Here is a 20,122-nt window from a genome sequence, read left to right as displayed (position 1 = left end):
GAAACCGCTTCGAACGGTTTCTGCCTGCTATCAGTATGCAGGGTTTACGCCTCTTTTTCAAAAAACAGTATCAATGCCGGCAGCAGCATACCGCGGACCAGGAAGGTATCGATCAGGATACCGATGGAGACCATGAAACCGAAGACAAATAGATCGGCGATCGGCATTGTCGTCAATGCGGCAAATGTTGCGGCAAGGATGATGCCGGCTGACGATATGACGCCGCCTGTGTGGCTGAGGGCAATTTCCAATGCATCTTTGACTTTGCGTGTTTTCCGTTCCTCGATGAATCGGGATACCAGGATGATGTTGTAATCGATGCCGAGCGCGACCAGGAATATGAAGGAATAGACCGGCACGCGCGTGCTGATGGCGTCAAATCCGAACAATGCATCGACCAGGAAAATTCCGAGTCCAAGAGCTGATAAATATGATAAAAGAATTGTCGCCATCATATAAAGAGGCATCTTCCACGAACGTGTCAGCGCAAAAAGCAGCACCAGGATCAACAGTGTTTCAAGAATGACGATTTTGTATATATCATCATTGTTTACAGCGCGTTCATCCACCAGCTTCGGTGTGATTCCGCCAAAATGAGCATCGCCGTCAATGGCTGCAGTTTCCAGCAACTCCATACTGTCCCCGCGGAGCTGTTCGACGAAATCGAGTGCTTCTGCCGAATATGGATTCAGCGACAATGCAATGCTGTATTTCAATGCTTCGCCGTCATCGGTCTGACCGGACAAACGGGCAGAAGCGATTTCTTCGTAAGCGTTCAGTGAATCAGTCAAATCGGCAATCGATTCTTCCGTCATCGGTTCATCGCTGACCACAAGCAGTGATGACGGGGCAATTTCGCCTTTGTCGAATTTCTCTTCGACGATTTCATACCCTACACGTGACGGCATATCTTCCGGAAACGATTTGACGGTATCGAATTCATACTCGATATTCAAGACATTGAGCGCCGAAACCACCAATAGTATGGCAACCAAGCCACCGGAAACAAGCGGTTTATTGACGACGAATTTTGCAACAGGTCCCCAGATGCCATGTTTCACTTCTGTGGCTTTTCCGTATTTCGGCACTTTCGGCCAGAAAGCTTTGCGGCCGAATAACGTAAATAAAGCCGGGATCAGCGTAACAGAAGCAATCATGATGATGAAGACAGCCGTTCCGAATATCGGCGCGAAGTTGGCGTAATCGCGGAAATCCGCGAAAAACAGGATCAGCATCGCCGCAAGTACGGTTCCGCCGGCAAAGAATACGGGTTCACCAGTGGCGCGCATCGCAAATTTCATCGCTTCGTATTTGCTTTCATAATGGTTCAGTTCTTCACGGTAGCGGGAGAACACGAACAAGGAATAATCGATGACTGCTGCAAACAGCAGGATACTCATGATCGACGTTGTCTGGCTCGTCAATTCAAGTCCCGCAGAACCCATGAATGCAAGTGTCTGGTTGACGACTTGGTATACAATCCCGGTCGCCAGGAGCGGTATGATCGCGAGCAGCGGGGAGCGGTAGATGACAATCAGTAAGATTAAAATAATCAACACAGTCGCAATCAATAAAACAAAATCCGCCTCTTCAAAAAGTTTTACCGTGTCACCGGCAATGCCGGCAGGACCTGTCACATAGAATTCCATATTGCCCGACTCAGCAGCAATATCATTGCCGATGTCGCTTGCGAGGTCATTGATCTCTGAAAAATCAGCGCTGCCAAGACCTGCTTCAAGCGTCATCGGCACAATCATTGTTGAATCATCTTCCGAATAGAAACCTTCCAGCGCTTGTGGCGGCAGCTGGCTGACATCTACAATCGAATCGATGCCTTCTATACTTTCGGCTGTAATCGCAGCCAGGATTTCCTGGACCGTTTCGAATTCAACGTCTCCTTCGGCATTATGGAAAACGAGAATGCCAGGAGTCCCCTGGTCATTGGGGAAGTATTCCTTCAGCTTTTGATCCGCGATGATCGACTGGGTATCATCGGGAAGGGATTGGAAGTTCGCCACTTTATAATCATTCAAAGTCGGCCCCATGCTGAGAGCTGTCATTGCCACCAGCCAGATGACGATGGTGATCCACATGCCCCGTTTTGTTGATACCCAATCAGTGATCGGGTTTAAAAATTTATTCATTCACTCCACTCCTCTATTATCTTCAATTGTATCCACCACATCATAGCGGACGAATATAAATTGAATATCAATTTTAAGTGGCAGAGATTTGAACGTTTGTGGAGACCGCAGTAAATGGAACTTTATTCCCCGTTTCAGCACCTGTTTATCGGGAATAGCAGGACTAACACGAAATAGGAGGGATTGGATTGGCACGAGACAAGAACAAAGACGAATTGCAGACGAATCAGCGCGACCTGGAATTGAGACAAGAAGCACAGGACTATAAAGAAGAAATCAACCTTCCCGAACAGGAATATCGTGGCATGGATAGCAACAACGAGGACGATAAAAAGAAATAAATTCGAATGGAAACTGACCCGTATGCCTGATTTTCAGGCATACGGGTTTTTGAATGGGATGGATATGTAACTTCGGGAAGTGGTGATACGACAAATAGGCAAAGGAGGGGCTTTTATGAAAAAAATAATACTTTTGGTATTCATAGCATCAATATTTCTGAATCCTGCTCAAAGTTTTGCCTTGTCGTGCGCTGAACCATCTCCTGTGAAGATTGCGTATGAAGAATATGACGCGGTTTTAATTGGGGAAGTGACAGACATTGACTATACCGATAATAAAAAAATGCTGACAGTTGAAGTGGGGAAGAGTTTCAAAGGCGTGGAGACGGAAGCCATTACAGTTTATGAAGACGTTACTTGGGGAGAGAGCAGGAAGAATGCAGAGTATTTGTTCTTCCTCAACCTGGAAGCCGGAAAGTGGATCCATCCACTTTGTTCGCCGACCACCCATAATACCGAACTTGCGGATAGGGAATATGCCGATAAAGAAGAAATAGTTTTACAAAAGGTGGAGTCGAGCGAATTTGATTCGAAAGGCATAATTCCTATAGGGCTGATGGCGCTTTTAGTGGCGGGAATTGTCATAGCAGGTGGCTGGATTTCGTCAGCGATAAGAAGAAACAGAACATGAATTTCATAGGACAGCACCATTAAGAAAGACCTGCAACAGTTGAGTCGAACTGTTGCAGGTCTTTAAATCGGCTTTATTTTATTCTTCCCGTTCCGCGATACTGACAGGGCGGATGATTCCCCAAGGTGCTACGTCAATCGTCACTTGCAGATCGACCGCACTTTCCAACTGCGGGCCAAGACCTTGCTCGACATAAAATTGCTCCAGCTGCGGAGCGGTCAAGCGGTTGCCATAGGAATAACCGCTGATTGCACCGAAAAATGGGTCATAGCTGATTTCATCAATAACAGCAAAACCGTCGGGGCCTTCTGTCAAAGTGAAATAGACATCGCCTTCGTAGGTGCTGCCAGCCGCATTCAGATCAGGATACTGAAGCATGACATACTCTCCGTAGAAGGGATCGAATGGATCAAAAGGTTCTGCACGCAGTGTGTATTGTTCACCAAACCACGATGCGGAATAGAAAGCAGCCACCAGTACGACAACAAAAATTGTCATAAGAATAGGCAATAACCATTGTTTCAGTTTCATGATGCAGCACCTTCTCTCTTGCGGTTCAACCACCAGGCGGCAGCGGAAAGAGCAAACAGCAGCAATGCGCCGATCAGGAAGAACAGCGACATATCAAGGCGTTCCCAAGCATAGATGACGTAAATCACGAACTGCACCAGGATGAAGTAGACGAAGCCTGGTGCGAGCGGACGATTCTGCCGCTGGGAAATAATAAGGTAGGCAAGTGCACTAACTTCAGCCACCAGCGCAAGTGCGATAGCGGTATCGTCAAACAACAGGAAGCCCATTGCTCCGAGAATGGAAATCCAGATGATATCTCTGAATCTCGTATAAGCAAGAAATAATATGGCAAGACCGGCAACGGCAAGCGCAATTGCTTCCGGCCAGTTGAGATCGACGAGCGACATTTCTGTTTCACCTCTAAGCGCCAGATAGACGACGAGCATGACAGCGCCGAAGATCAGATAAAGCGGTGACAAAAGCCCTTGTTTGCCTTTTGGTACTAAGAACAGCAGAAGGACGAGTGCGAACAGGGTCCAAACCGGCCAGAAAGGGCTGCTGTATGAAACAAGGTCCCACATTAAGAACCCGGAGAAAAACAGCAGCATCCAGCTTAATATTTTCGGTGCATCATCTTTGCTGAAATAGAACCAGGCAAGTGAGACAGCCGCAAAGATTCCCCATTCAACCCAATTGGTATCCGGCAAAAAGGATGTGAGTGTGAATATGCCAAAGATGAAGGCGATCATCACATACGCTAAATGCCGCCATTGAAAATAATGAGCCAGCGCTGCGATGAAAATCGCCCATGGCAAAACGGAATTGGAGAGGCTGAAATGGAATGTCTGGGCCGTCACGAGGATGCTTGCACCGAACATGGCAAGTCCAAGCAATCTGAACAGTATTGGCTGGCCGATATGCTTCTTCTCGGAAAAGTAGGCGATAATATAGAAAATCCACATCAACGCAACAACCAATGCCACTTTCATCAGTTCGGGTATCGCCTGCCAATTGGCAGCGATAAAACTGAAAACAGCCAAGGCGAAGAAAATCAATCCGATAAGAAGTAATAAGGGAATCTTTTTCTTTTGGGGCTGGCCTTTTTCAAATGCCTTTATGCGGTCGACAGCAGTCTGATCGATAAATCCTTCATCGCGCCATTGCGCCAATTTCCGTTCGAATTCCATCGCACTCTCCCCCCTAATCTTTGCCTTTATTATAATCCTGTATTGACAGAATAGATAGATAATAGGTGAGCAGAAAGGCTTAAAAATTCACACAGCGAATCTTGCTTAAAACTTTTCATTCTATAAAACAATGGCGCCTCCATACATCTTGCCGTGGAGAACGGCAAGCTTTTCAGCCATGGCTTCAGGCGGTGTGCTGAAGTTCTGGTTGATCCAGTACAGGAAAAAGCCGAGGCTTCCGTAAGTGACAAAATAGTTGAGTGTTGGAATCTCGATATCCGTTTCTTCTTCCAGTTTTAATTCGATGGTGGAGACGCGCATTAAACTTTCGCAGAAGAGATTTTGAGACCCAGGCAGTACTTCGCCTTTAATAATCAGCGAGAATATGAATTGGTTTTGATAAATGTATTCGAAAATCGGCAGATGGCGTTCCACATCCGTAGAGGAAAATCGTTCACGCCCTTCAAAGCTTTTACGGAAATGAGCCGTTAAACCGTCCAGATGGTCTGCTACTATTGCTTCCAGCAAAGCATTCAAATCCCTGTAATGGGAGTAAAAAGTGACCCTGTTGCAATCGGCCTCTTTTGTCACTTCAGTGATAGAGAGTTCGTGCAGATATTTTTGTTCCAATAAATCCAATAACGCTGTTTTCAATTTTTTTTGCGTCCGTAAGATGCGTCGATCTTCAGTTCCAGTGATGATGAAAACCTCCCTATGTCCAAACTGTGGACGATGTTCTTGAATTTATTATGACATGGATCATTTTCAATAGACAAACAGAATATTTTTCTGTTAACTTACAAATGTAGTTTATTTTAAAATAAAGTAAATAATTTGCTGGAGGAATGGAAAATGAACCGGTTAGCAGGAAAAGTGGCGATTGTGACAGGTGCCGCTCAAGGGATGGGCGCATCACACGTGAAAAAATTTATCGAAGAAGGCGCGAAAGTGGTGCTTACGGATTTGAATGAGGAAAAAGGACAGGCGCTGGCAAAAGAACTGGGCGAAAATGCACTTTTCGTAAAACAGAATGTCGCACTTGAAGAAGACTGGTCAAAAGTGATTGACGAAGCTGAAAAAGCGTTTGGCCCAGTAAATGTGCTGGTGAACAATGCGGGCATCACCATGGCCAAATCGATTTTACAGACGACGGCAGAAGAATACCGCCGCATTGTGGAGATCAATCAGGTTTCCGTCTTTATGGGTATGAAGGCTGTTATTCCGTCCATGCAGAAAGCGGGTGGCGGTTCGATTGTCAATATTTCTTCCATGAACGGGCTGGTGGCGGGAGCAATCGGCTATACGGATACGAAATTTGCGGTTCGGGGCATGACGAAAGCGGCGGCGATTGAATGCGCCAATTATGGAATCCGCGTGAACTCGGTTCATCCCGGCGTCATTGCTACCCCGATGGTCGTGCAGGAAGATACCAAAGCTGCTGTTGAAGAGTTCTCGAAGCATATCCCTTTGAAGCGCGTAGCACAATCAGAGGAAGTTTCCAATATGGTGCTTTTCCTTGCTTCGGATGAAGCCAGCTACTCGACTGGGTCAGAGTTTGTTATCGACGGCGGTTTGACTGCCCAATAAATACTGCAACGATAAAGCCGGTCCGGAACTTTCTGGATCGGCTTTATTTTTTGTAGAAAGGGTAGAGTCATGGAAAGGAGGCTGGTCAAATGTTAATTGAAAACTTATTCAACCGTCTTGAACAGAAAGAATCGCGAATTGTTGAGATCCGGCGTCATCTCCATGAACATCCCGAGCTTTCATTTCAGGAAGAAGAAACTGCGGCGTTTATCGCCGATTTCTATAAGGAAGTGCCAATCGATGAAATTGAAAAAGATTTTGGAGGACAACGGGGCATTGTAGTGACGATTAAAGGGGCGAAACCTGGAAAGACTATTGCGATACGTGCTGATTTTGATGCTTTGCCGATCAAAGAGGAAACCGGATTGCCTTACGCATCCAAAAATGAGGGTGTCATGCATGCCTGCGGACATGATGGACATACCGCATACATGCTGATTTTGGCTGAAACCCTTGCGGAAATGAAGAGCGAGTTATCGGGTGTCATAAAAATCATCCACCAGCCCGCTGAAGAAATGCCGCCGGGCGGAGCTCTGGGAATGATCAGCGCTGGGGTCCTAGAAGGAGTCGAAGCTGTCTTCGGCATCCATATCATGTCCATGATGGAATCGGGGAAAATATTCTATAGAAGCGGGAATACACAAACTGGCCGGGCCCGCTTCAAACTTCGTGTTCAAGGAAAGGGTGGTCATGGTTCCTCTCCCCATACTGCGAATGATGCCATCGTAGCCGCGAGTTCATTCGTCATGAATTGCCAGACCATCGTCAGCCGAAGGGTTAATCCGTTCGACGCCGCTGTCGTTACCATCGGTTCGTTTGATGGCAAAGGACAGTTTAATGTCATAAAAGATTCAGTTGAACTTGAAGGCGATGTCCGAACGATGTCAGAAGCAGCGCGCACGCTCGTGGAAGATGAAATCCGCAGATTCGTCAAAGGGCTGGAAGAATCATTCGGTGTAGAGGCACGATTGGAGTATGCGAATGACTATCCGGTCCTGTACAACGATCCGGAAATAACCGGACAGGTGCGTGCAGCTCTCGAAGAGGCGAATATTCCTGAAGTGGATGCTGTGGTGGAAACCGAACCCCAGCCGCCTTCCGAGGATTTTGCATATTACCTTAAAGAAAAACCGGGCTGCTTTTTCTACGTGGGCGCGATGCCGGCTGAAGGTGAAGCCTTTCCCCATCACCATCCGAAATTCGAAATCAATGAAAAGAGTCTGTTGATCAGTGCCAAAGCAATGGCTGCTGTTGTTGTAAGGTTTTGCGGAGAAGAGCCCACTTGAAAATTTCAGGAAAGAAATATATTTTGAAATGTAAAGAAGCCATCGATGAATAATTCCGATGGCTTTTTTAAGAATGAGTTTTCTGCTCAGACCTTCAGCTTGCCGCGGAAACCCCTGCTCGCATAATAGGAATCAGCGCCGTTGTGGTAAGTGAAGACTTGGCCATAGCGATAATCGCAGAAAATGGCGCCGCCATGGGATCTGATATTTTCGGGTGTGAGCACCCAAGTCGATGTCTTGCGGTCGAATTCGCCAAATTGATGGAGCGATCGATACTCATCTTCTGAAATCATTTCGATGCCCATCTCAGCGGCCATGTCCATAGCGGTATTTTCAGGCTTGAATTTTTTCCGTGCTTCCCAAGCTTCCCGGTCATAGCAAAGGCTGCGGCGGCCTTTCGGTGTTTCAGGCGAACAATCATAGAAGACGTGGAAGCCATCCTGCGGTTCCAGCGTTACGACATCTGGTTCGCCGCCAGTCTCTTCCATTTGAAACAGTGACCATAGTTTGTCGGGAGCAGCCTCGAGCTTCTCCTGGATATGATTCCAGTCCACGCTTTCGTGACGATTCATGTTCTTTTCGAAGCGGCCTTTCAATGTGTCCAGCAGATCTTTCCGTTGATCAGCGGTCAATTCTTTTTTTGCCACGTAAAATTCCTCCTTCTGTGAAAATGCATCTTGGCTTAAGTATAAACAAAACAAGGAGACTTTTGGAGATTACATGATGAAATGATTATGCAGAAGAAACTGGATGAACCATAATGTTTATTTGAACATCCCGCAGAATTTCCTGGAAGTTATGAAACTTTTCTGTAAATGGATCCGTACATAATAGAAACAGAAAGGCGGATGATAAAGATGGCGGCTGACGTGAAAAAGAAAAAAGAGCGATGGTGGATTGTGGATCTGCTAATTGAGGCGGGAGAGCTGCTCTTCTTTATTCCCCGCGGTATTTTCCGGATCATCAAAGATATCATCTGAGAGCACGATGCCCTTATCATTATGCCCAGCAGCGGTCAGGCAGGAACTTTCCTTGAAAAGGAGAAGCTCTTATATAGAAGGGAAACTGCCGATCTTCTGCTGTGCTGGACGACATGGTTAATGCGCCGGCGGAACGGGTAGTTTTATGGAATAAAGAAATACCGCACAGCGGAAAAAAATGAAGAGGAGAATGATGATGGAAATTTTAAAACGTTTTCGGGATATCATGACAAGCAATATTCACGCAATGCTGGACCAGGCGGAAGACCCTGAAAAAATGATCGATCAATATTTACGTGATCTGAACAGTGATCTTGGCAAAGTGAAATCGGAAACGGCAGCTATCATGGCGGCGGAAAAACGCGAGCGCCGTGAACTTTCGGATGTGCAAAAAGAAATCGACGATATGCAGCGTTATGCGGTAAAAGCGCTTGAAGCGGGCAATGAAGATGATGCGCGTAAATTCCTGCAGCGAAAAGCGGAGTTGACGGAACGTGAGCAAGGCCTTCATACAGCGGTCGAAATGGCGGCTGCCAATACCCAGCAGATGCGCCAGATGCACGATAAGCTTGAAGAAGACATCGGTGAACTGGAATCCCGCCGCGCAGAGTTGAAAGGGAAAGCTTCTGTTGCGAAAACACAGGAACGCATGAACGAATTCAATTCGTCGATGGGCGGAGCCGGAGAACGGATTTCTGCTTTTGACGCGATGGAAAAGAAAATCAATCAGCAGCTTGATGAAGCGCAGGCGATGTCCGAACTCAATAAAGGGTCCGGAGATTCTGTCAAAGATCTGGCTAAAAAATACGACAATGATTCAAATGTTGACAAGGAACTTGATTCATTGAAATCAGGCATTAACGTCGATGATGAACTGGAAGCGTTGAAGTCCAAGGTGAGTAAAGGCGAATAATGACTGGCACCCAGCATAAAGATATTGCGCAGAAGGGAGGAAAGCGGGTTGGTCACTCATTATAAATGCCCGAACTGCGGATCGGATATGGCGTTTGACGCCGCTTCCGGCAAATTATCCTGTCCAAACTGCGGCCGGCAGGACGATATCGAAACATTCCCGGAAGAAAATATCCAGCAGAAATTCGCTCCTGAAGAAGCGAAGGAATATCATTGTGAAAATTGCGGAGCCGTCCTGCTGACCGAAGCGGAAACGACAGCGACGCACTGCAGTTTCTGCGGGGCTCCTGTCATACTTGCGGACCGGCTGACGGGCGACCTCGCCCCCGCTAAGGTGATTCCATTCACTATCAGCAAAGATGAGGCAGTTGCGGCTTTTAAAAAGTGGACGAAAAACGGCAGATTGACGCCAAGAGGATTCATGAACGGCGACCGCATCAAAAAAATGACGGGCATGTATGTGCCATTCTGGCTATATGACATCGATGGCAAAGCCGAAGTAGCCGCAATCGGAACCCGGATGCGCACCTATCAGCAAGGCGATACTGTCATCACAGAAACCGACTTTTATGATGTTTACCGGGAAATCGATCTCAGTTATCTGAAAGTGCCCGCCGATGCTTCCGAAAAGATGGACGATGAGCTGATGGATAAGCTGGAACCCTACGATTACAGTGATTTAAAAGATTTTCGTATGCCTTATTTGGCTGGTTTTCTGGCTGAAAAATATGATTTTGATGAAGATGCGCTTTTTTCGCGGATAGAATCGAAAATAGTGCCTTATATCGATACTTACATCGGCAGCACCATTTCCGGTTATTCAACAGTCAGCTACACTAACAAACAGATCAATGCCAATAAGAAAAAGGTTTACTACACACTTTTTCCGGTCTGGATGGTGTATTACGATTTTGAAAATAAAGAACATACTTTTGCGATGAACGGCCAGACCGGCAAAGTGGTCGGCAAGCCTCCGATCAGCGGCGGCAAAGTGGCAGCCTGGTTCATGGGCATTGCCGTCTCGACTTTTGCAGTATTGAAAACCATCTCCTATCTGGTGGGAGGTGTTCTTTGGTGACGAATTCGCTGTTTAAAATTAATGCGATGATTTTATTGTTCGCAGTATTGATGCTGTTGACGGGCACGGCGGCTTTTGCGCAAACGGATCAGCACATCTTTGATCAGGCGGGATTGCTCAGTGATTCTGAAATCAGCGACCTCGAAGCATACGCGGCCGAAAAGAGCCGTGAGCAGGGAACCGAATTTCTGTTGCTGACCACTGACAGCACGGAAGGTCTGCCAATCGAAACATATATGGGTAATTTTTTTGATGGTCTGGCTGACGAAACCGGGACAGAAAATGCAGTGCTGCTGACGATCGACATCGGCGGCAGGGAATTCTATCTGGCCGGCTTCGGTACAGCCGAACGGCGGCTTGATAATGAGCGCGTTGAATTGGTGCTCGACCGGATCACTCCTTATATGGTAGAAGGTCAATATGCCGGCGCATTCCGCGAAACGATCGAAACGGCCGACCGCTATATGGAATATAAACCGGGCGTCAATCCCGAAAGCATCTTTTTCCAGACCTGGTTCCAGGCGGCGGTGGCCCTATTGCTCGGCGGTGTCGTTGTCGGCACTATGCTCTACAACTCCGGCGGCCGCAATACGACGACGGCGGCAACTTATATCGACCGTGACCACACACGCGTCACAAGAGATTCAGACCGTTTCCGCAATAAGACCGTGACAAGGCGCAGAATTCCGAAGAACAATAACAGCGGCGGCGGGTTCGGCGGAGGCGGCATGACTGGCGGAGGCCGTTCCTTCAGCGGCGGAGGCAGAAGCTTTTAAGCGCCAAACGAATTAGAGGAAGGAATGAACAATATGGTTTTTTTCGGCAATCAATTCGCAGACGTCGTGGAATGGGATGAGTTCCGCGATGATATGATTTTTTACAAATGGGCAAACAAGGAAGTGAAGAAGGGAAGCCGCTTGATCATCCGTCCAGGACAGGATGCGATTTTCCTGAACAACGGTAAAATCGAAGGGATCTTTGAAGAAGACGGAGAGTACGATATCGAATCGGAAATAGTTCCGTTCCTGTCGACATTAAAAGGATTCCGCTTCGGATTCAACAGCGGTATGCGGGTCGAAGTGCTGTTCGTCAACACGAAAGAGTTTGTGGTCAGATGGGGCACACAGAATCCGATCAACATCCCAGCACCGGGTCTTCCCGGCGGCATGCCGATCCGGGCGAACGGAACATTCCAGTTCAAAGTCAATGATTACATCAACCTTATCGACAAAATTGCCGGTGTGCGTACGAGTTATACGGTCGATGATGTGAAAATCCGCATCACTGCTGTATTGGATCAATTATTGATGAAGTGGATTCCAAAAGAAGGCAAGGATATGTTCAATCTCCAGGCTAATGCACACGATATTTCAAAAGGAATTCAAGACGACCTTGATATGCAAGTTATGGATGACGGCATGAAAATCACCGGCTTCCAGATCATGAGCTTCAATTATCCAAAAGAAATCCAGGATATGATCAATAAAAATGCTTCACATGGCATGGTTGGCGACGTTTCCCGGTACCAGCAGATTTCAGTGGCCGATGCGATGGGCAAATCATCCGGATCGAATACCGCATCAGATATGGCAGGAATGATGATGGGCATGAATATCGCGAAGGAAATGATGGATGATCAGAAAAGTTCGAATGACGGCGAAGGGAATTCCGGTCAACAAGAGAGCGGAACTGAATCCGGCAGCGGTAAAGCGCCGAACTTCTGCCCGAATTGCGGCGAGAAAGTAAATGGCGCCAAATTCTGTCCGAACTGCGGCCAGAAGCTCACCTGAGTCAAACCTCTGAAAACAGGAGTAGAATCCGCGTTACCGGGTAAACTATAAGCAAATACTTTTTACCAGGAGGGATTTCATTGGCCAGAAAAGGTACAGCAGGCCGCACGCCTGAAAAGCAGGTAGGTGCGCCGGAATCAGGAATTGATAAAGCGATCAATAAAGCGAAAGAAACGTTTGATGGTGATAACGATGCGACGGATTACGAAGAAGTGAAAGGCAGAGATGAACAGCAGGATGCCAAGGAATATTCCGAGAAGGTGTCGGACGAGCGTCCGAATAACCCTCGCAGAAATGAATAACAGGAAAAGTAAAAGCGTTGCGGCTAACCGGGTGGGTTAGCTGCAACGCTTTTTTGAATGCTTGAAAATCAGTATTTATATGATTGCCCGCCGTCGATCGGAATGACAGAAGCGTTGATGAACTTAGCAGCGTCTGACAATAGGAATGCAACAAGGTTGCCGACTTCTTCCGGTTTACCGAAACGTTTCATCGGATTGACGCTGACAAATTCTTTGCCGGCAGCTTCCCAATTATCGCCAGCCATCTGTTTCAATGAGCCTTCGACCATCGGAGTCATGATGGCACCCGGCGCGATGGCATTGATGCTGATGCCAAATTCCCCGTATTCGATGCCTGAGTTGCGTGTCAAACCGACAACGCCGTGCTTGCTCGCTGCATAGCCTGATTGATTGCCGACCCCGCGGATCCCGCCGACGGAAGCTGTGTTGACAATTGAACCGTAGCCTTGTTCTTTCATAACTTTGAGTACATATTTCATGCCGTAGAAAACACCGTTCAAGTTGACATTGATGACTTTTTCAAACTCATCCGAACCATATTCTTCAGTCAGGTTCTGTTTGCCTTCGATGCCCGCATTATTGAAGAATCCATCAATCTTGCCGAATTTCCTGATTGTAAAGTCCACATAATTCTTTACATCTTCTTCATTGGTGACATTTGCTTCGACGGTTTCAATCTGCGCATCCGAAGCTGCAGCAAGGATCTCTTTTTTACTTTCTTCCAGACCGTCTTTGCTCATATCGACAAGAACAAGCTTACCGCCTTGTTTGGCGATCGATACCGCCGCAGCGCGTCCGAGGCCTGAACCTCCGCCTGTAATGATGACGACTTTGTCTTTGTAATCAATCATTGTCCATCTCTCCTTTTTTTTGATTATGCTACACTGAAAATAAAGCTGCTACTTAACTGTATACCCGTGGGAATAGCGACTCAATCAGTAGAAAATTCCACTTTGTCGCTTAAATCGACAAGTTGCGGGAAAATGCCGATTCTGGAGGAGAAAAAGGATGGCAATGAATAATGAAAACTTGAGCCCGCAGGCATTGCGCACCAAGCAGCATTTCAAGAAGGCGTTTACTGAATTGATCATTGAAAAAGGATACAGCCATGTTACGGTGACGGATATTGTACATCGCGCTGCAAAATTAAGTAACGATATATTTATAACAATCGAACGAATCGAGGAGAAGCAATGGAGCATTTACTTGCAAGCATGAAAATTGTGGGAGACGATCAGATTCAACGCATTCAGCTGAAACACCGGCAGTCAGTGGTGGATGCCTTCGGTTTGAAGAAAGGCATGCGCGTCGTTGAAGTCGGCTGCGGCCAAGGAGATACAACAATTGTTCTGGCGGATGCTGTCGGAGAAGAAGGATATGTGCTGGCAGTAGATATTGCATCACCGGATTATGGTGCACCTGTAACGGTGGGGGAAGCGACTTCAGCAATTGCCGCTTCTGAATTCGGCAGCCGCATCGATTTCCAGCTGCAGACCGATTTGCTCGATGTGCCTGAAGAGAGCTTCGATGTGGCGATTCTTTCCCACTCCTCATGGTATTTCCGGAATCCGGAACAGCTTTTCGCTTACTTTAAAAAGTTGCGGCGTATGGCCAAGCGGATCTGCATTGCGGAATGGGATATCAATTTTACCCGTATGGCGCAGCGGCCGCATTTTGCAGCAACAGCCATCCTTGCGCTGTACAGCGAATTCATTGACAATGACGGCAATATCCAGCATGTATTCGATTCAATTCAATTGCAGGGCATGCTTGAGGCGGCAGGGTGGACAGTCCATCAGACAGTTGGCGTCGATGCCAGCTATTTACAGGACGGCACGTGGGAAGCGGATTATGCAAGGAGTGTCCAGCCGGCGTTTAACGATGTTCCGCCCCGGATTCAATCACTTGCGCACAGCCTGTATGGGATGCTTGAAGTTGAGGGAATCGAAAGCCTGGACAGTATTGTTATAGTGGCGGAGTAAACGGGAGACTTGGATGAAGGAGGCGGAAAGATGATCTATGTGGCGCTTTTAAGAGGAATTAACGTAGGCGGCAACAATAAAGTGGATATGAAAGAGCTGAAAAAGACGTTTGAAGAAGCGGGGATGTCTGCGGTCAAGACCTATATCAATTCAGGCAATATCATTTTTGCGGACGATCAACACGCGCAGGATGAATTGCCATCGATTTTAGAAGCGGCAATTCTGTCCCAATTCGATTTGAGCATAAAGGTGCTGGTTTACAGCATTGAAGAATTTAGGCGGATAGCCGGAAGCCTCCCTGAAACTTGGACCAACGATCAGGACATGAAAAGTGATGTCTGGTTCCTATGGCCGGAAGCGGATAATGCGGCAGTACTTGATGAACTGACTATCAAGCCGGAAATTGACCGGGTAAACTATGTCCCTGGCGCTGTTTTATGGTCCGTCGATAAGGCGCATGCCGCCAAGAGCGGCATGCAAAAAGTGATCGGGACCAAACTGTATAAATTGGTGACCATCCGCAATGTCAATACGGTCAGAAAACTGCTTGTACTGATGGAAGAAACCAGCGCAGAGTAATGCGATTGGTTTTTTAAAGTTGCTTCTCAAATAAATTTTGTTTGAAAAAAGAGTCTCACTATTTTATTAGGCTTTTCCACGTCAGCAAATAACTGACTTCCACATGAAACCTAACATAAAAACCCGCTCCTTGATTTCAAAGGAACGGGCTTATACTGAATTTAATCGTAAGAGGCTGCTGTTTCAAAAACATACAGTCGCAATAATTAATCCTTAGCTTTATCGTCTCCATCGGCCACACGGTCTTGCCAGTCGTCTTTGTTTTCATTGACGTAATCTTTGCCTTTTTCTTTATACTCATTACCGTTTTCATCCAGATGAGTTTTGCTTTTATCCATCGCTTTGTCTTTGGCGTCGTTGAATTTGTCGTTAAAAGCCATTACATACTCCATCCTTTCGTTTCGGTTATTACGTACATCCATTATTTACCCGTTCACCCTAAATGCATTCACACAGAAACTAAATTCGTTCCTTTGGCTTAACAAATTTACCGCTATTCTTAGCTTCCCTTCATTTAGATAATAAAACCCTCCGCGATGGCGGAGGGCTCTAAAATGACTGAAGGTTTTCGAGAAGCGAAATTGAAGCGGTGGGGGATCGATGGCTCTTTAGAAGGTGAAACCGTCAAAATCAGCTAGCCGATCATAAATCACTCGTAGCCGATCACAAACGGCTGCTAGCCGATCATAAATCATACGTAGCCGATCACAAACAGCTGCTAGCCGATCATAAAAGACACGTAGCCGATCATAAATCACCCGTAGCCGATCACAAACACACTATAACCACTTCCACTTCAAGAAAACTCCAGTTTTTCACCTCAAAATTAAACTCTACAGTTCCGCAAACTCCGGATCTGCCACTTTCACCAGCTGTTTACCCAGATTTGATCCTTCAAACAGACCGAAAAATGCCTGTGGTGTGTTTTCGAATCCTTCGATGATTGTTTCTTCGTATTTTAATTTGCCTTCCTGCAGCCATTTCCCTAAATCAGCGGCACCGGTGCGGAATTCAGAAGCGTAATCACCAAGAGTGAAGCCTTTCATCATAGAGCTGGTCGTGATGAACTTCCACTGGATGCGCGGCCCGATATCTGCACCTGGTGTGTTGTAGGAAGAGATGGTTCCGCACAGCACGACGCGTGCTTTATTGTTCAGTTCCCAGATCACTGCATCGGAAACTTCACCGCCGACATTGTCGAAATAGACATCAACGCCATCAGGCAAAGCCTGCTTCAAATCTTCGTTAAAGGTTTCCGATTTATAATTGACCGCTGCATCAAAACCGAGCTCGTTAATGAGATAATCGATTTTTTCCTGCGAACCGGCTATGCCGACTGCGCGGGCGCCTTTCAATTTCGCAATTTGGCCGACAACCGAACCGACTGCACCCGCTGCGCCGGAAACAACGACTGTTTCGCCCGCCTGCGGCTTGCCGATATCAAGAAGACCGAAATAAGCAGTTAATCCCGTTAATCCTAGAATACCCAATCGCGTCGTAATCGGTGCAATCGTCGGATCCACTTTTTGGACTTTTTCCGCTTTGGCAACATTGTACTCCGCCCATTTCAGTGTGCCGTTGACGATATCGCCTTTTTGCAGAAGCTCCGAATTCGATTCAACGACTTCAGCAAGGATGCCACCGGAAATCGCTTCGTTCAATTTATAGGGGGCAACGTATGACTTCACGTCCCGCATGCGTCCCCGCATATAAGGGTCGACGGATAGGTAAAGGGTCTTAAGCAACACTTCGCCTTCCCCGGGTGATGCAATCTCTTTCTCGACAAATGCAAAATCCTCGTTGGAAGGCGTTCCTTCAGGCCGGTTGGCCAATTGAATTTCTTTATATGTTTTCGGTGTCATTCAAATTCCTCCTCAAAGTTCTATTCGGCAAAATCGTACCATTGTAAAAGAATGGAATCAAAAATAAAAGCCTGCAAGCGTGAATTCTTGTAGTGCAATGGAGGCTATGCTATTTTGAAATAACGAACTTAAATAGGAAAGAGGAATATAAATATGAAACCTGAATTCAACTCTTTATTCGAAGAAATAAAATTGCCGAACGGTGCAGTGTTAAGCGACCGTCTGGGCGTTGCGCCGATGACGACCTACTCCGGCAACCCCGATGGCACAGTGTCAGACGAGGAACTGGCATATTACCACCGCCGCTCGAATATCGGCAGCCTGTTCATCTCAGCGTGCATTGCAGTATCTGAAAACGGCATTGCATTTCCGAACCAGTTCGTCGCTTTCAAGGATGAGGTTCTGCCGCGATTGACACAGATGGCGAGCGCGATGAAAGCGAATGGCAATAAAGCCATTCTCCAAATACAGCACGGCGGACGCCAAGGACAGCCGTCGCTGATTAAAACCAATGAAACGGTTGCGCCAAGCGCTGTAGAAGGTCCTGCTGGCAGACCGACACCCCGCGCATTGACATCAGATGAAATCATGGACATCATCCGTGACTTCGGTGAAGCGACACGCCGTGCGATCGAAGCCGGTTTTGACGGCGTTGAAATCCATGGTGCAAACACCTATCTGATTCAGCAATTCGTGTCGGAAATCACGAATCGCCGTGAAGACGAGTGGGGCGGAAGCCTTGAGAACCGCCTGAAATTCCCGCTGGCTGTATTGGCGGAAGTGAAACGAGTGGCAGAAGAATTTGCAGATGATCAATTCATCATCGGCTACCGTCTATCGCCGGAAGAATACAGCGAGGAAGGCATCGGCTATACGATCGAAGAGACAAAAATCCTGACTGATCGATTGATTGACGGGGGGATTCATTATCTGCATGTATCGTTGATGGACTTCCAAAAACTGCCGCATAACGATAAGGCGGAAGGCAGCATTGTCGAAATCCTTTCCGAAAAGATTGCTGGCCGTGTGGCATTTGTCGTCGTCGGAAGCGTGAAGAAACCCGTGGAAGCGGTCGCGGCTCTTGAAGAAGGAGCGGATATCGTCGTGATGGGACGCCAGGCGCTGGCCGATCCTGAATGGACGGAAAAAGTGAAGCAAGGCAAAGAAAATGAAATTAATGAAAACGTGCCAAAAGAAATGGTCGGCAAGCTTGATATTCCTGGACCTTTATGGGAACGGATGGTCAAATTCAAAATGGTGGAAATCGACGAAGAAGTGGAAGTTTAATCCCAATAGCTAAATTGAAAAGCTCCCTGGCCGTTATTCGGCCAGGGAGCTTTGTTTGTTTCCATTAAAGAACTTGACCATCCACTTCAGTGGCAGCCAGTGCTTTTTCATCCTGTGATTCATGCAGTTTCACCATGACGAACCGGGCAATTGGCTGGATGACCAGGCTTTCGGCTGCCAGTACGATAACAAAATTGCGCGGCCAGTTATGCAGCCAGTTGCTGAACAGTTCTGAGTGGAAGCCGTTACCGACAACGTCACCGATTAAAGTCATTGCTGCAGACATGCCGAGTACGGTAAACAGGATACGGAACAGGATCTTCGAGTTGAAGCTGTCTTCCGGCTTCGTGAATTTTGCCGTCAAAGCCTCTGCAATCCGGCCGAAAATGGCAGGTTCAATAATCATGACGATGATCCAGATGATCGGCAGCATCTTCAGAATCGTAAAGGCTACTTCACCGTTAAAATCGCCTGCAAAATAAATGGCGCTGTAAGTTGTCATGAAAAAAACCGTCAGTGTTGAAATGATCGTGCCGTATAAAAGTCCTTCTTTGCCGTTTCGCGGCAGTCTTTTCTCTAAGTGCATGGTATCTGTTATCCCCTTTTCCTGTTGCCGTCTTTACAAGACTGTTGCTAACTATAGCAAACAGAAAAGGGGATTAGTAAGTGTCCATTGTGTGACAATGCTATATTAAAAGGCAGAAAGCGCACTAAGCTTTCTGCCTTCCAAAACTCAGGAAATTAAATTAGACTTCCTATTTCGTGCTCGTGAAGCCGCCATCGATGCGGATCACATCACCGTTGATGTATTGTGCTTTCGACGTCAGCAGGAAGTTCACAAGTTCCGCAACCTCGTCAGCTGTGCCAAGGCGTTTTTGAGGGATACCGGCTTCCGCGTTCTTTTTCATCTCCGGATTGGCATCGAAATAAGCTTTGACCATCGGCGTTTCAGTTGGTCCCGGTGCTACGGCATTGACGCGCAAACCGTCTTTTGCGTACTCGGCCACAAGTGATTTCGTCATGCCGACGATGCCGTGCTTGGTCGCTGAATAAGTGACGACGGTATCCTGGCCGATTACGCCGGCACTTGATGCCGTATTGACGATTGAACCGCCACCGTTTTTCACCATCACTTCCGCAACATAGCGAAGGCCATAAAGCGCGCCGAGCATATTGATGCCGACAATCTGTTCGATTTCTTTGATGTCGGTTGCAAGGAAGTATTTGCCGCTTCCTGAAATGCCGGCATTGTTGAAGAAATAGTCGATTGAGCCAAAATGCTCCACCGTTTTGTCCACGTAATTTTTCACTTCGTCCGCTTTCGAAACATCGGCTTTGATGAAGAGGGCATCCGCGCCGAGTTCTTTCACTTTGCTGACGGTCTCGTTGCCGCCTTCCTCATTTACATCGACCACTGCGATATTGATGCCGTCCTGTGCCATGCGCAGTGCTGTTGATTGTCCCAGTCCACTGCCTGCACCTGTAATAATTGCTGTTTTACTCATAATAAAATCTGCCTCCTGTTTTATTTATTGCATACGATATTTTTTGTATGCTTCCCATAATACGGGTACCCGATTCCAAAAGGGGCTAATCAGAAGAAACTCCGGCCTGTTTATTCGGCTGGGAAAGCGGGAAGACTCAGTAAATAAGTGGAAATT

The 20,122-nt window shown here is 47.0% G+C and carries 24 protein-coding genes; 14 read left to right on the top strand and 10 right to left on the bottom strand.

Going from position 1 to position 20,122, the window contains the following annotated elements; all coding sequences use genetic code 11:
* Nucleotides 1–44: 44 nt before the first annotated feature.
* Nucleotides 45–2,144, bottom strand: coding sequence for an MMPL family transporter (locus CXF70_RS05325; RefSeq protein WP_101801804.1), 2,100 nt, complete (start codon nt 2,142–2,144; stop codon nt 45–47).
* A gap of 188 nt (nt 2,145–2,332) precedes the next feature.
* Here CXF70_RS05325 and CXF70_RS18115 point away from each other — a divergent pair, with 188 nt between their 5' ends.
* Both CXF70_RS18115 and CXF70_RS05320 read left to right on the top strand, forming a co-directional pair.
* Nucleotides 2,333–2,485 carry a hypothetical protein gene (locus CXF70_RS18115; RefSeq protein ID WP_158241156.1) on the top strand — a complete coding sequence of 51 codons (153 nt, stop codon included), beginning with the start codon at nt 2,333–2,335 and terminating at the stop codon, nt 2,483–2,485.
* A gap of 115 nt (nt 2,486–2,600) precedes the next feature.
* Nucleotides 2,601–3,116: a hypothetical protein gene (locus CXF70_RS05320; protein ID WP_101801803.1), complete on the top strand. Its 516-nt coding sequence runs from the start codon at nt 2,601–2,603 to the stop codon at nt 3,114–3,116.
* A gap of 78 nt (nt 3,117–3,194) precedes the next feature.
* On the opposite strand, the gene CXF70_RS05315 is transcribed toward CXF70_RS05320, so the two are convergent.
* The 3 genes from CXF70_RS05315 to CXF70_RS05305 all read right to left on the bottom strand — a co-directional run bounded on the left by CXF70_RS05315 (nt 3,195) and on the right by CXF70_RS05305 (nt 5,470).
* Nucleotides 3,195–3,647 (bottom strand): GDYXXLXY domain-containing protein, encoded by a 453-nt coding sequence (locus CXF70_RS05315; protein ID WP_338088688.1) that lies wholly within the window; start codon nt 3,645–3,647, stop codon nt 3,195–3,197.
* Nucleotides 3,644–4,816, bottom strand: coding sequence for a DUF2157 domain-containing protein (locus tag CXF70_RS05310; RefSeq protein WP_101801802.1), 1,173 nt, complete (start codon nt 4,814–4,816; stop codon nt 3,644–3,646). Before CXF70_RS05310 ends, CXF70_RS05315 begins: the two co-directional genes overlap by 4 nt.
* A 120-nt stretch (nt 4,817–4,936) precedes the next feature.
* On the bottom strand, nt 4,937–5,470 hold the full coding sequence (locus tag CXF70_RS05305) for a TetR/AcrR family transcriptional regulator (protein ID WP_233208554.1): 534 nt from the start codon (nt 5,468–5,470) through the stop codon (nt 4,937–4,939).
* Between the two features lie 198 nt (nt 5,471–5,668).
* Between CXF70_RS05305 and CXF70_RS05300 the strand changes: the two genes are divergently transcribed.
* Together CXF70_RS05300 and CXF70_RS05295 are read left to right on the top strand one after the other, a co-directional pair.
* Nucleotides 5,669–6,403, top strand: coding sequence for a glucose 1-dehydrogenase (locus CXF70_RS05300; RefSeq protein WP_101801800.1), 735 nt, complete (start codon nt 5,669–5,671; stop codon nt 6,401–6,403).
* A gap of 89 nt (nt 6,404–6,492) precedes the next feature.
* The gene (locus tag CXF70_RS05295) at nt 6,493–7,689 is read left to right on the top strand and encodes a M20 family metallopeptidase (RefSeq protein WP_101801799.1); all 1,197 of its coding nucleotides are present in this window, start codon (nt 6,493–6,495) and stop codon (nt 7,687–7,689) included.
* Between the two features lie 86 nt (nt 7,690–7,775).
* Here the strand turns inward: CXF70_RS05295 and CXF70_RS05290 are convergent, their stop codons facing one another.
* Nucleotides 7,776–8,336: a DUF4256 domain-containing protein gene (locus CXF70_RS05290; RefSeq protein ID WP_101801798.1), complete on the bottom strand. Its 561-nt coding sequence runs from the start codon at nt 8,334–8,336 to the stop codon at nt 7,776–7,778.
* A gap of 210 nt (nt 8,337–8,546) precedes the next feature.
* Here CXF70_RS05290 and CXF70_RS18510 point away from each other — a divergent pair, with 210 nt between their 5' ends.
* From CXF70_RS18510 to CXF70_RS05265, 6 genes are all read left to right on the top strand, one after another.
* Nucleotides 8,547–8,669 (top strand): hypothetical protein, encoded by a 123-nt coding sequence (locus tag CXF70_RS18510; protein WP_255400063.1) that lies wholly within the window; start codon nt 8,547–8,549, stop codon nt 8,667–8,669.
* Nucleotides 8,670–8,865: 196 nt separating this feature from the next.
* On the top strand, nt 8,866–9,582 hold the full coding sequence (locus CXF70_RS05285; protein ID WP_101801866.1) for a PspA/IM30 family protein: 717 nt from the start codon (nt 8,866–8,868) through the stop codon (nt 9,580–9,582).
* Between the two features lie 48 nt (nt 9,583–9,630).
* Nucleotides 9,631–10,659, top strand: a complete 1,029-nt coding sequence (locus CXF70_RS05280; protein WP_084242740.1) for a TFIIB-type zinc ribbon-containing protein — start codon at nt 9,631–9,633, stop codon at nt 10,657–10,659.
* Complete coding sequence (locus tag CXF70_RS05275; RefSeq protein WP_233208553.1) at nt 10,656–11,435, top strand: TPM domain-containing protein; 780 nt, start codon at nt 10,656–10,658, stop codon at nt 11,433–11,435. The genes CXF70_RS05280 and CXF70_RS05275 overlap by 4 nt, the downstream gene beginning before the upstream one ends.
* 33 nt (nt 11,436–11,468) lie before the next feature.
* Nucleotides 11,469–12,449, top strand: a complete 981-nt coding sequence (locus CXF70_RS05270; protein WP_101801864.1) for an SPFH domain-containing protein — start codon at nt 11,469–11,471, stop codon at nt 12,447–12,449.
* A gap of 80 nt (nt 12,450–12,529) precedes the next feature.
* A complete protein-coding gene (locus tag CXF70_RS05265; protein WP_084242738.1) occupies nt 12,530–12,751 on the top strand; it encodes a hypothetical protein in 222 nt (73 codons plus the stop codon).
* 68 nt (nt 12,752–12,819) lie between these two features.
* On the opposite strand, the gene CXF70_RS05260 is transcribed toward CXF70_RS05265, so the two are convergent.
* Nucleotides 12,820–13,602: an SDR family oxidoreductase gene (locus CXF70_RS05260; protein WP_101801797.1), complete on the bottom strand. Its 783-nt coding sequence runs from the start codon at nt 13,600–13,602 to the stop codon at nt 12,820–12,822.
* A 157-nt stretch (nt 13,603–13,759) separates the two neighbouring features.
* Here CXF70_RS05260 and CXF70_RS05255 point away from each other — a divergent pair, with 157 nt between their 5' ends.
* Genes CXF70_RS05255 through CXF70_RS05245 form a run of 3 tightly spaced genes read left to right on the top strand, consistent with a single transcriptional unit; the run spans nt 13,760 to nt 15,312 of the window.
* Nucleotides 13,760–13,969: a hypothetical protein gene (locus CXF70_RS05255; protein WP_101801796.1), complete on the top strand. Its 210-nt coding sequence runs from the start codon at nt 13,760–13,762 to the stop codon at nt 13,967–13,969.
* Nucleotides 13,945–14,733, top strand: coding sequence for a class I SAM-dependent methyltransferase (locus CXF70_RS05250; RefSeq protein ID WP_101801795.1), 789 nt, complete (start codon nt 13,945–13,947; stop codon nt 14,731–14,733). Before CXF70_RS05255 ends, CXF70_RS05250 begins: the two co-directional genes overlap by 25 nt.
* Nucleotides 14,734–14,763: 30 nt before the next feature.
* Complete coding sequence (locus tag CXF70_RS05245; RefSeq protein WP_101801794.1) at nt 14,764–15,312, top strand: DUF1697 domain-containing protein; 549 nt, start codon at nt 14,764–14,766, stop codon at nt 15,310–15,312.
* 206 nt (nt 15,313–15,518) lie between these two features.
* On the opposite strand, the gene CXF70_RS18110 is transcribed toward CXF70_RS05245, so the two are convergent.
* Nucleotides 15,519–15,692, bottom strand: coding sequence for a hypothetical protein (locus CXF70_RS18110; protein WP_158241155.1), 174 nt, complete (start codon nt 15,690–15,692; stop codon nt 15,519–15,521).
* A gap of 453 nt (nt 15,693–16,145) precedes the next feature.
* Entirely contained in the window at nt 16,146–17,174 is a 1,029-nt protein-coding gene (locus CXF70_RS05240; protein ID WP_101801793.1) for an NADP-dependent oxidoreductase, read from the bottom strand.
* Between the two features lie 153 nt (nt 17,175–17,327).
* On the opposite strand from CXF70_RS05240, the gene CXF70_RS05235 reads away from it, so the two are divergent.
* Entirely contained in the window at nt 17,328–18,461 is a 1,134-nt protein-coding gene (locus CXF70_RS05235) for an NADH-dependent flavin oxidoreductase (protein ID WP_101801792.1), read from the top strand.
* A 64-nt stretch (nt 18,462–18,525) separates the two neighbouring features.
* Here the strand turns inward: CXF70_RS05235 and CXF70_RS05230 are convergent, their stop codons facing one another.
* Together CXF70_RS05230 and CXF70_RS05225 are read right to left on the bottom strand one after the other, a co-directional pair.
* The gene (locus tag CXF70_RS05230) at nt 18,526–19,047 is read right to left on the bottom strand and encodes a DUF2798 domain-containing protein (RefSeq protein WP_199172792.1); all 522 of its coding nucleotides are present in this window, start codon (nt 19,045–19,047) and stop codon (nt 18,526–18,528) included.
* A gap of 169 nt (nt 19,048–19,216) precedes the next feature.
* Nucleotides 19,217–19,966, bottom strand: a complete 750-nt coding sequence (locus CXF70_RS05225; protein ID WP_101801791.1) for an SDR family NAD(P)-dependent oxidoreductase — start codon at nt 19,964–19,966, stop codon at nt 19,217–19,219.
* Nucleotides 19,967–20,122 lie beyond the last annotated feature (156 nt).

Origin of the sequence: Planomicrobium sp. MB-3u-38 (assembly GCF_002836425.1) — a bacterium.
Taxonomy (GTDB): domain Bacteria; phylum Bacillota; class Bacilli; order Bacillales_A; family Planococcaceae; genus Planococcus; species Planococcus okeanokoites.
The sequence above is the reverse complement of the archived record's forward strand: the minus strand, read 5'-3'. Positions and strand labels throughout refer to the sequence as shown.

Bases quoted from the DNA above. Each gene is read 5' to 3' on its own strand.
- CXF70_RS05325 (WP_101801804.1), bottom strand. From the start codon at position 2,144: ATGAATAAATTTTTAAACCCGATCACTGATTGGGTATCAACAAAACGG.
- CXF70_RS05320 (WP_101801803.1), top strand. From the start codon at position 2,601: ATGAAAAAAATAATACTTTTGGTATTCATAGCATCAATATTTCTGAAT.
- CXF70_RS05315 (WP_338088688.1), bottom strand. From the start codon at position 3,647: ATGAAACTGAAACAATGGTTATTGCCTATTCTTATGACAATTTTTGTT.
- CXF70_RS05310 (WP_101801802.1), bottom strand. From the start codon at position 4,816: ATGGAATTCGAACGGAAATTGGCGCAATGGCGCGATGAAGGATTTATC.
- CXF70_RS05300 (WP_101801800.1), top strand. From the start codon at position 5,669: ATGAACCGGTTAGCAGGAAAAGTGGCGATTGTGACAGGTGCCGCTCAA.
- CXF70_RS05295 (WP_101801799.1), top strand. From the start codon at position 6,493: ATGTTAATTGAAAACTTATTCAACCGTCTTGAACAGAAAGAATCGCGA.
- CXF70_RS18510 (WP_255400063.1), top strand. From the start codon at position 8,547: ATGGCGGCTGACGTGAAAAAGAAAAAAGAGCGATGGTGGATTGTGGAT.
- CXF70_RS05285 (WP_101801866.1), top strand. From the start codon at position 8,866: ATGGAAATTTTAAAACGTTTTCGGGATATCATGACAAGCAATATTCAC.
- CXF70_RS05270 (WP_101801864.1), top strand. From the start codon at position 11,469: ATGGTTTTTTTCGGCAATCAATTCGCAGACGTCGTGGAATGGGATGAG.
- CXF70_RS05260 (WP_101801797.1), bottom strand. From the start codon at position 13,602: ATGATTGATTACAAAGACAAAGTCGTCATCATTACAGGCGGAGGTTCA.
- CXF70_RS05255 (WP_101801796.1), top strand. From the start codon at position 13,760: ATGGCAATGAATAATGAAAACTTGAGCCCGCAGGCATTGCGCACCAAG.
- CXF70_RS05250 (WP_101801795.1), top strand. From the start codon at position 13,945: ATGGAGCATTTACTTGCAAGCATGAAAATTGTGGGAGACGATCAGATT.
- CXF70_RS05245 (WP_101801794.1), top strand. From the start codon at position 14,764: ATGATCTATGTGGCGCTTTTAAGAGGAATTAACGTAGGCGGCAACAAT.
- CXF70_RS18110 (WP_158241155.1), bottom strand. From the start codon at position 15,692: ATGGCTTTTAACGACAAATTCAACGACGCCAAAGACAAAGCGATGGAT.
- CXF70_RS05240 (WP_101801793.1), bottom strand. From the start codon at position 17,174: ATGACACCGAAAACATATAAAGAAATTCAATTGGCCAACCGGCCTGAA.
- CXF70_RS05235 (WP_101801792.1), top strand. From the start codon at position 17,328: ATGAAACCTGAATTCAACTCTTTATTCGAAGAAATAAAATTGCCGAAC.
- CXF70_RS05230 (WP_199172792.1), bottom strand. From the start codon at position 19,047: ATGCACTTAGAGAAAAGACTGCCGCGAAACGGCAAAGAAGGACTTTTA.
- CXF70_RS05225 (WP_101801791.1), bottom strand. From the start codon at position 19,966: ATGAGTAAAACAGCAATTATTACAGGTGCAGGCAGTGGACTGGGACAA.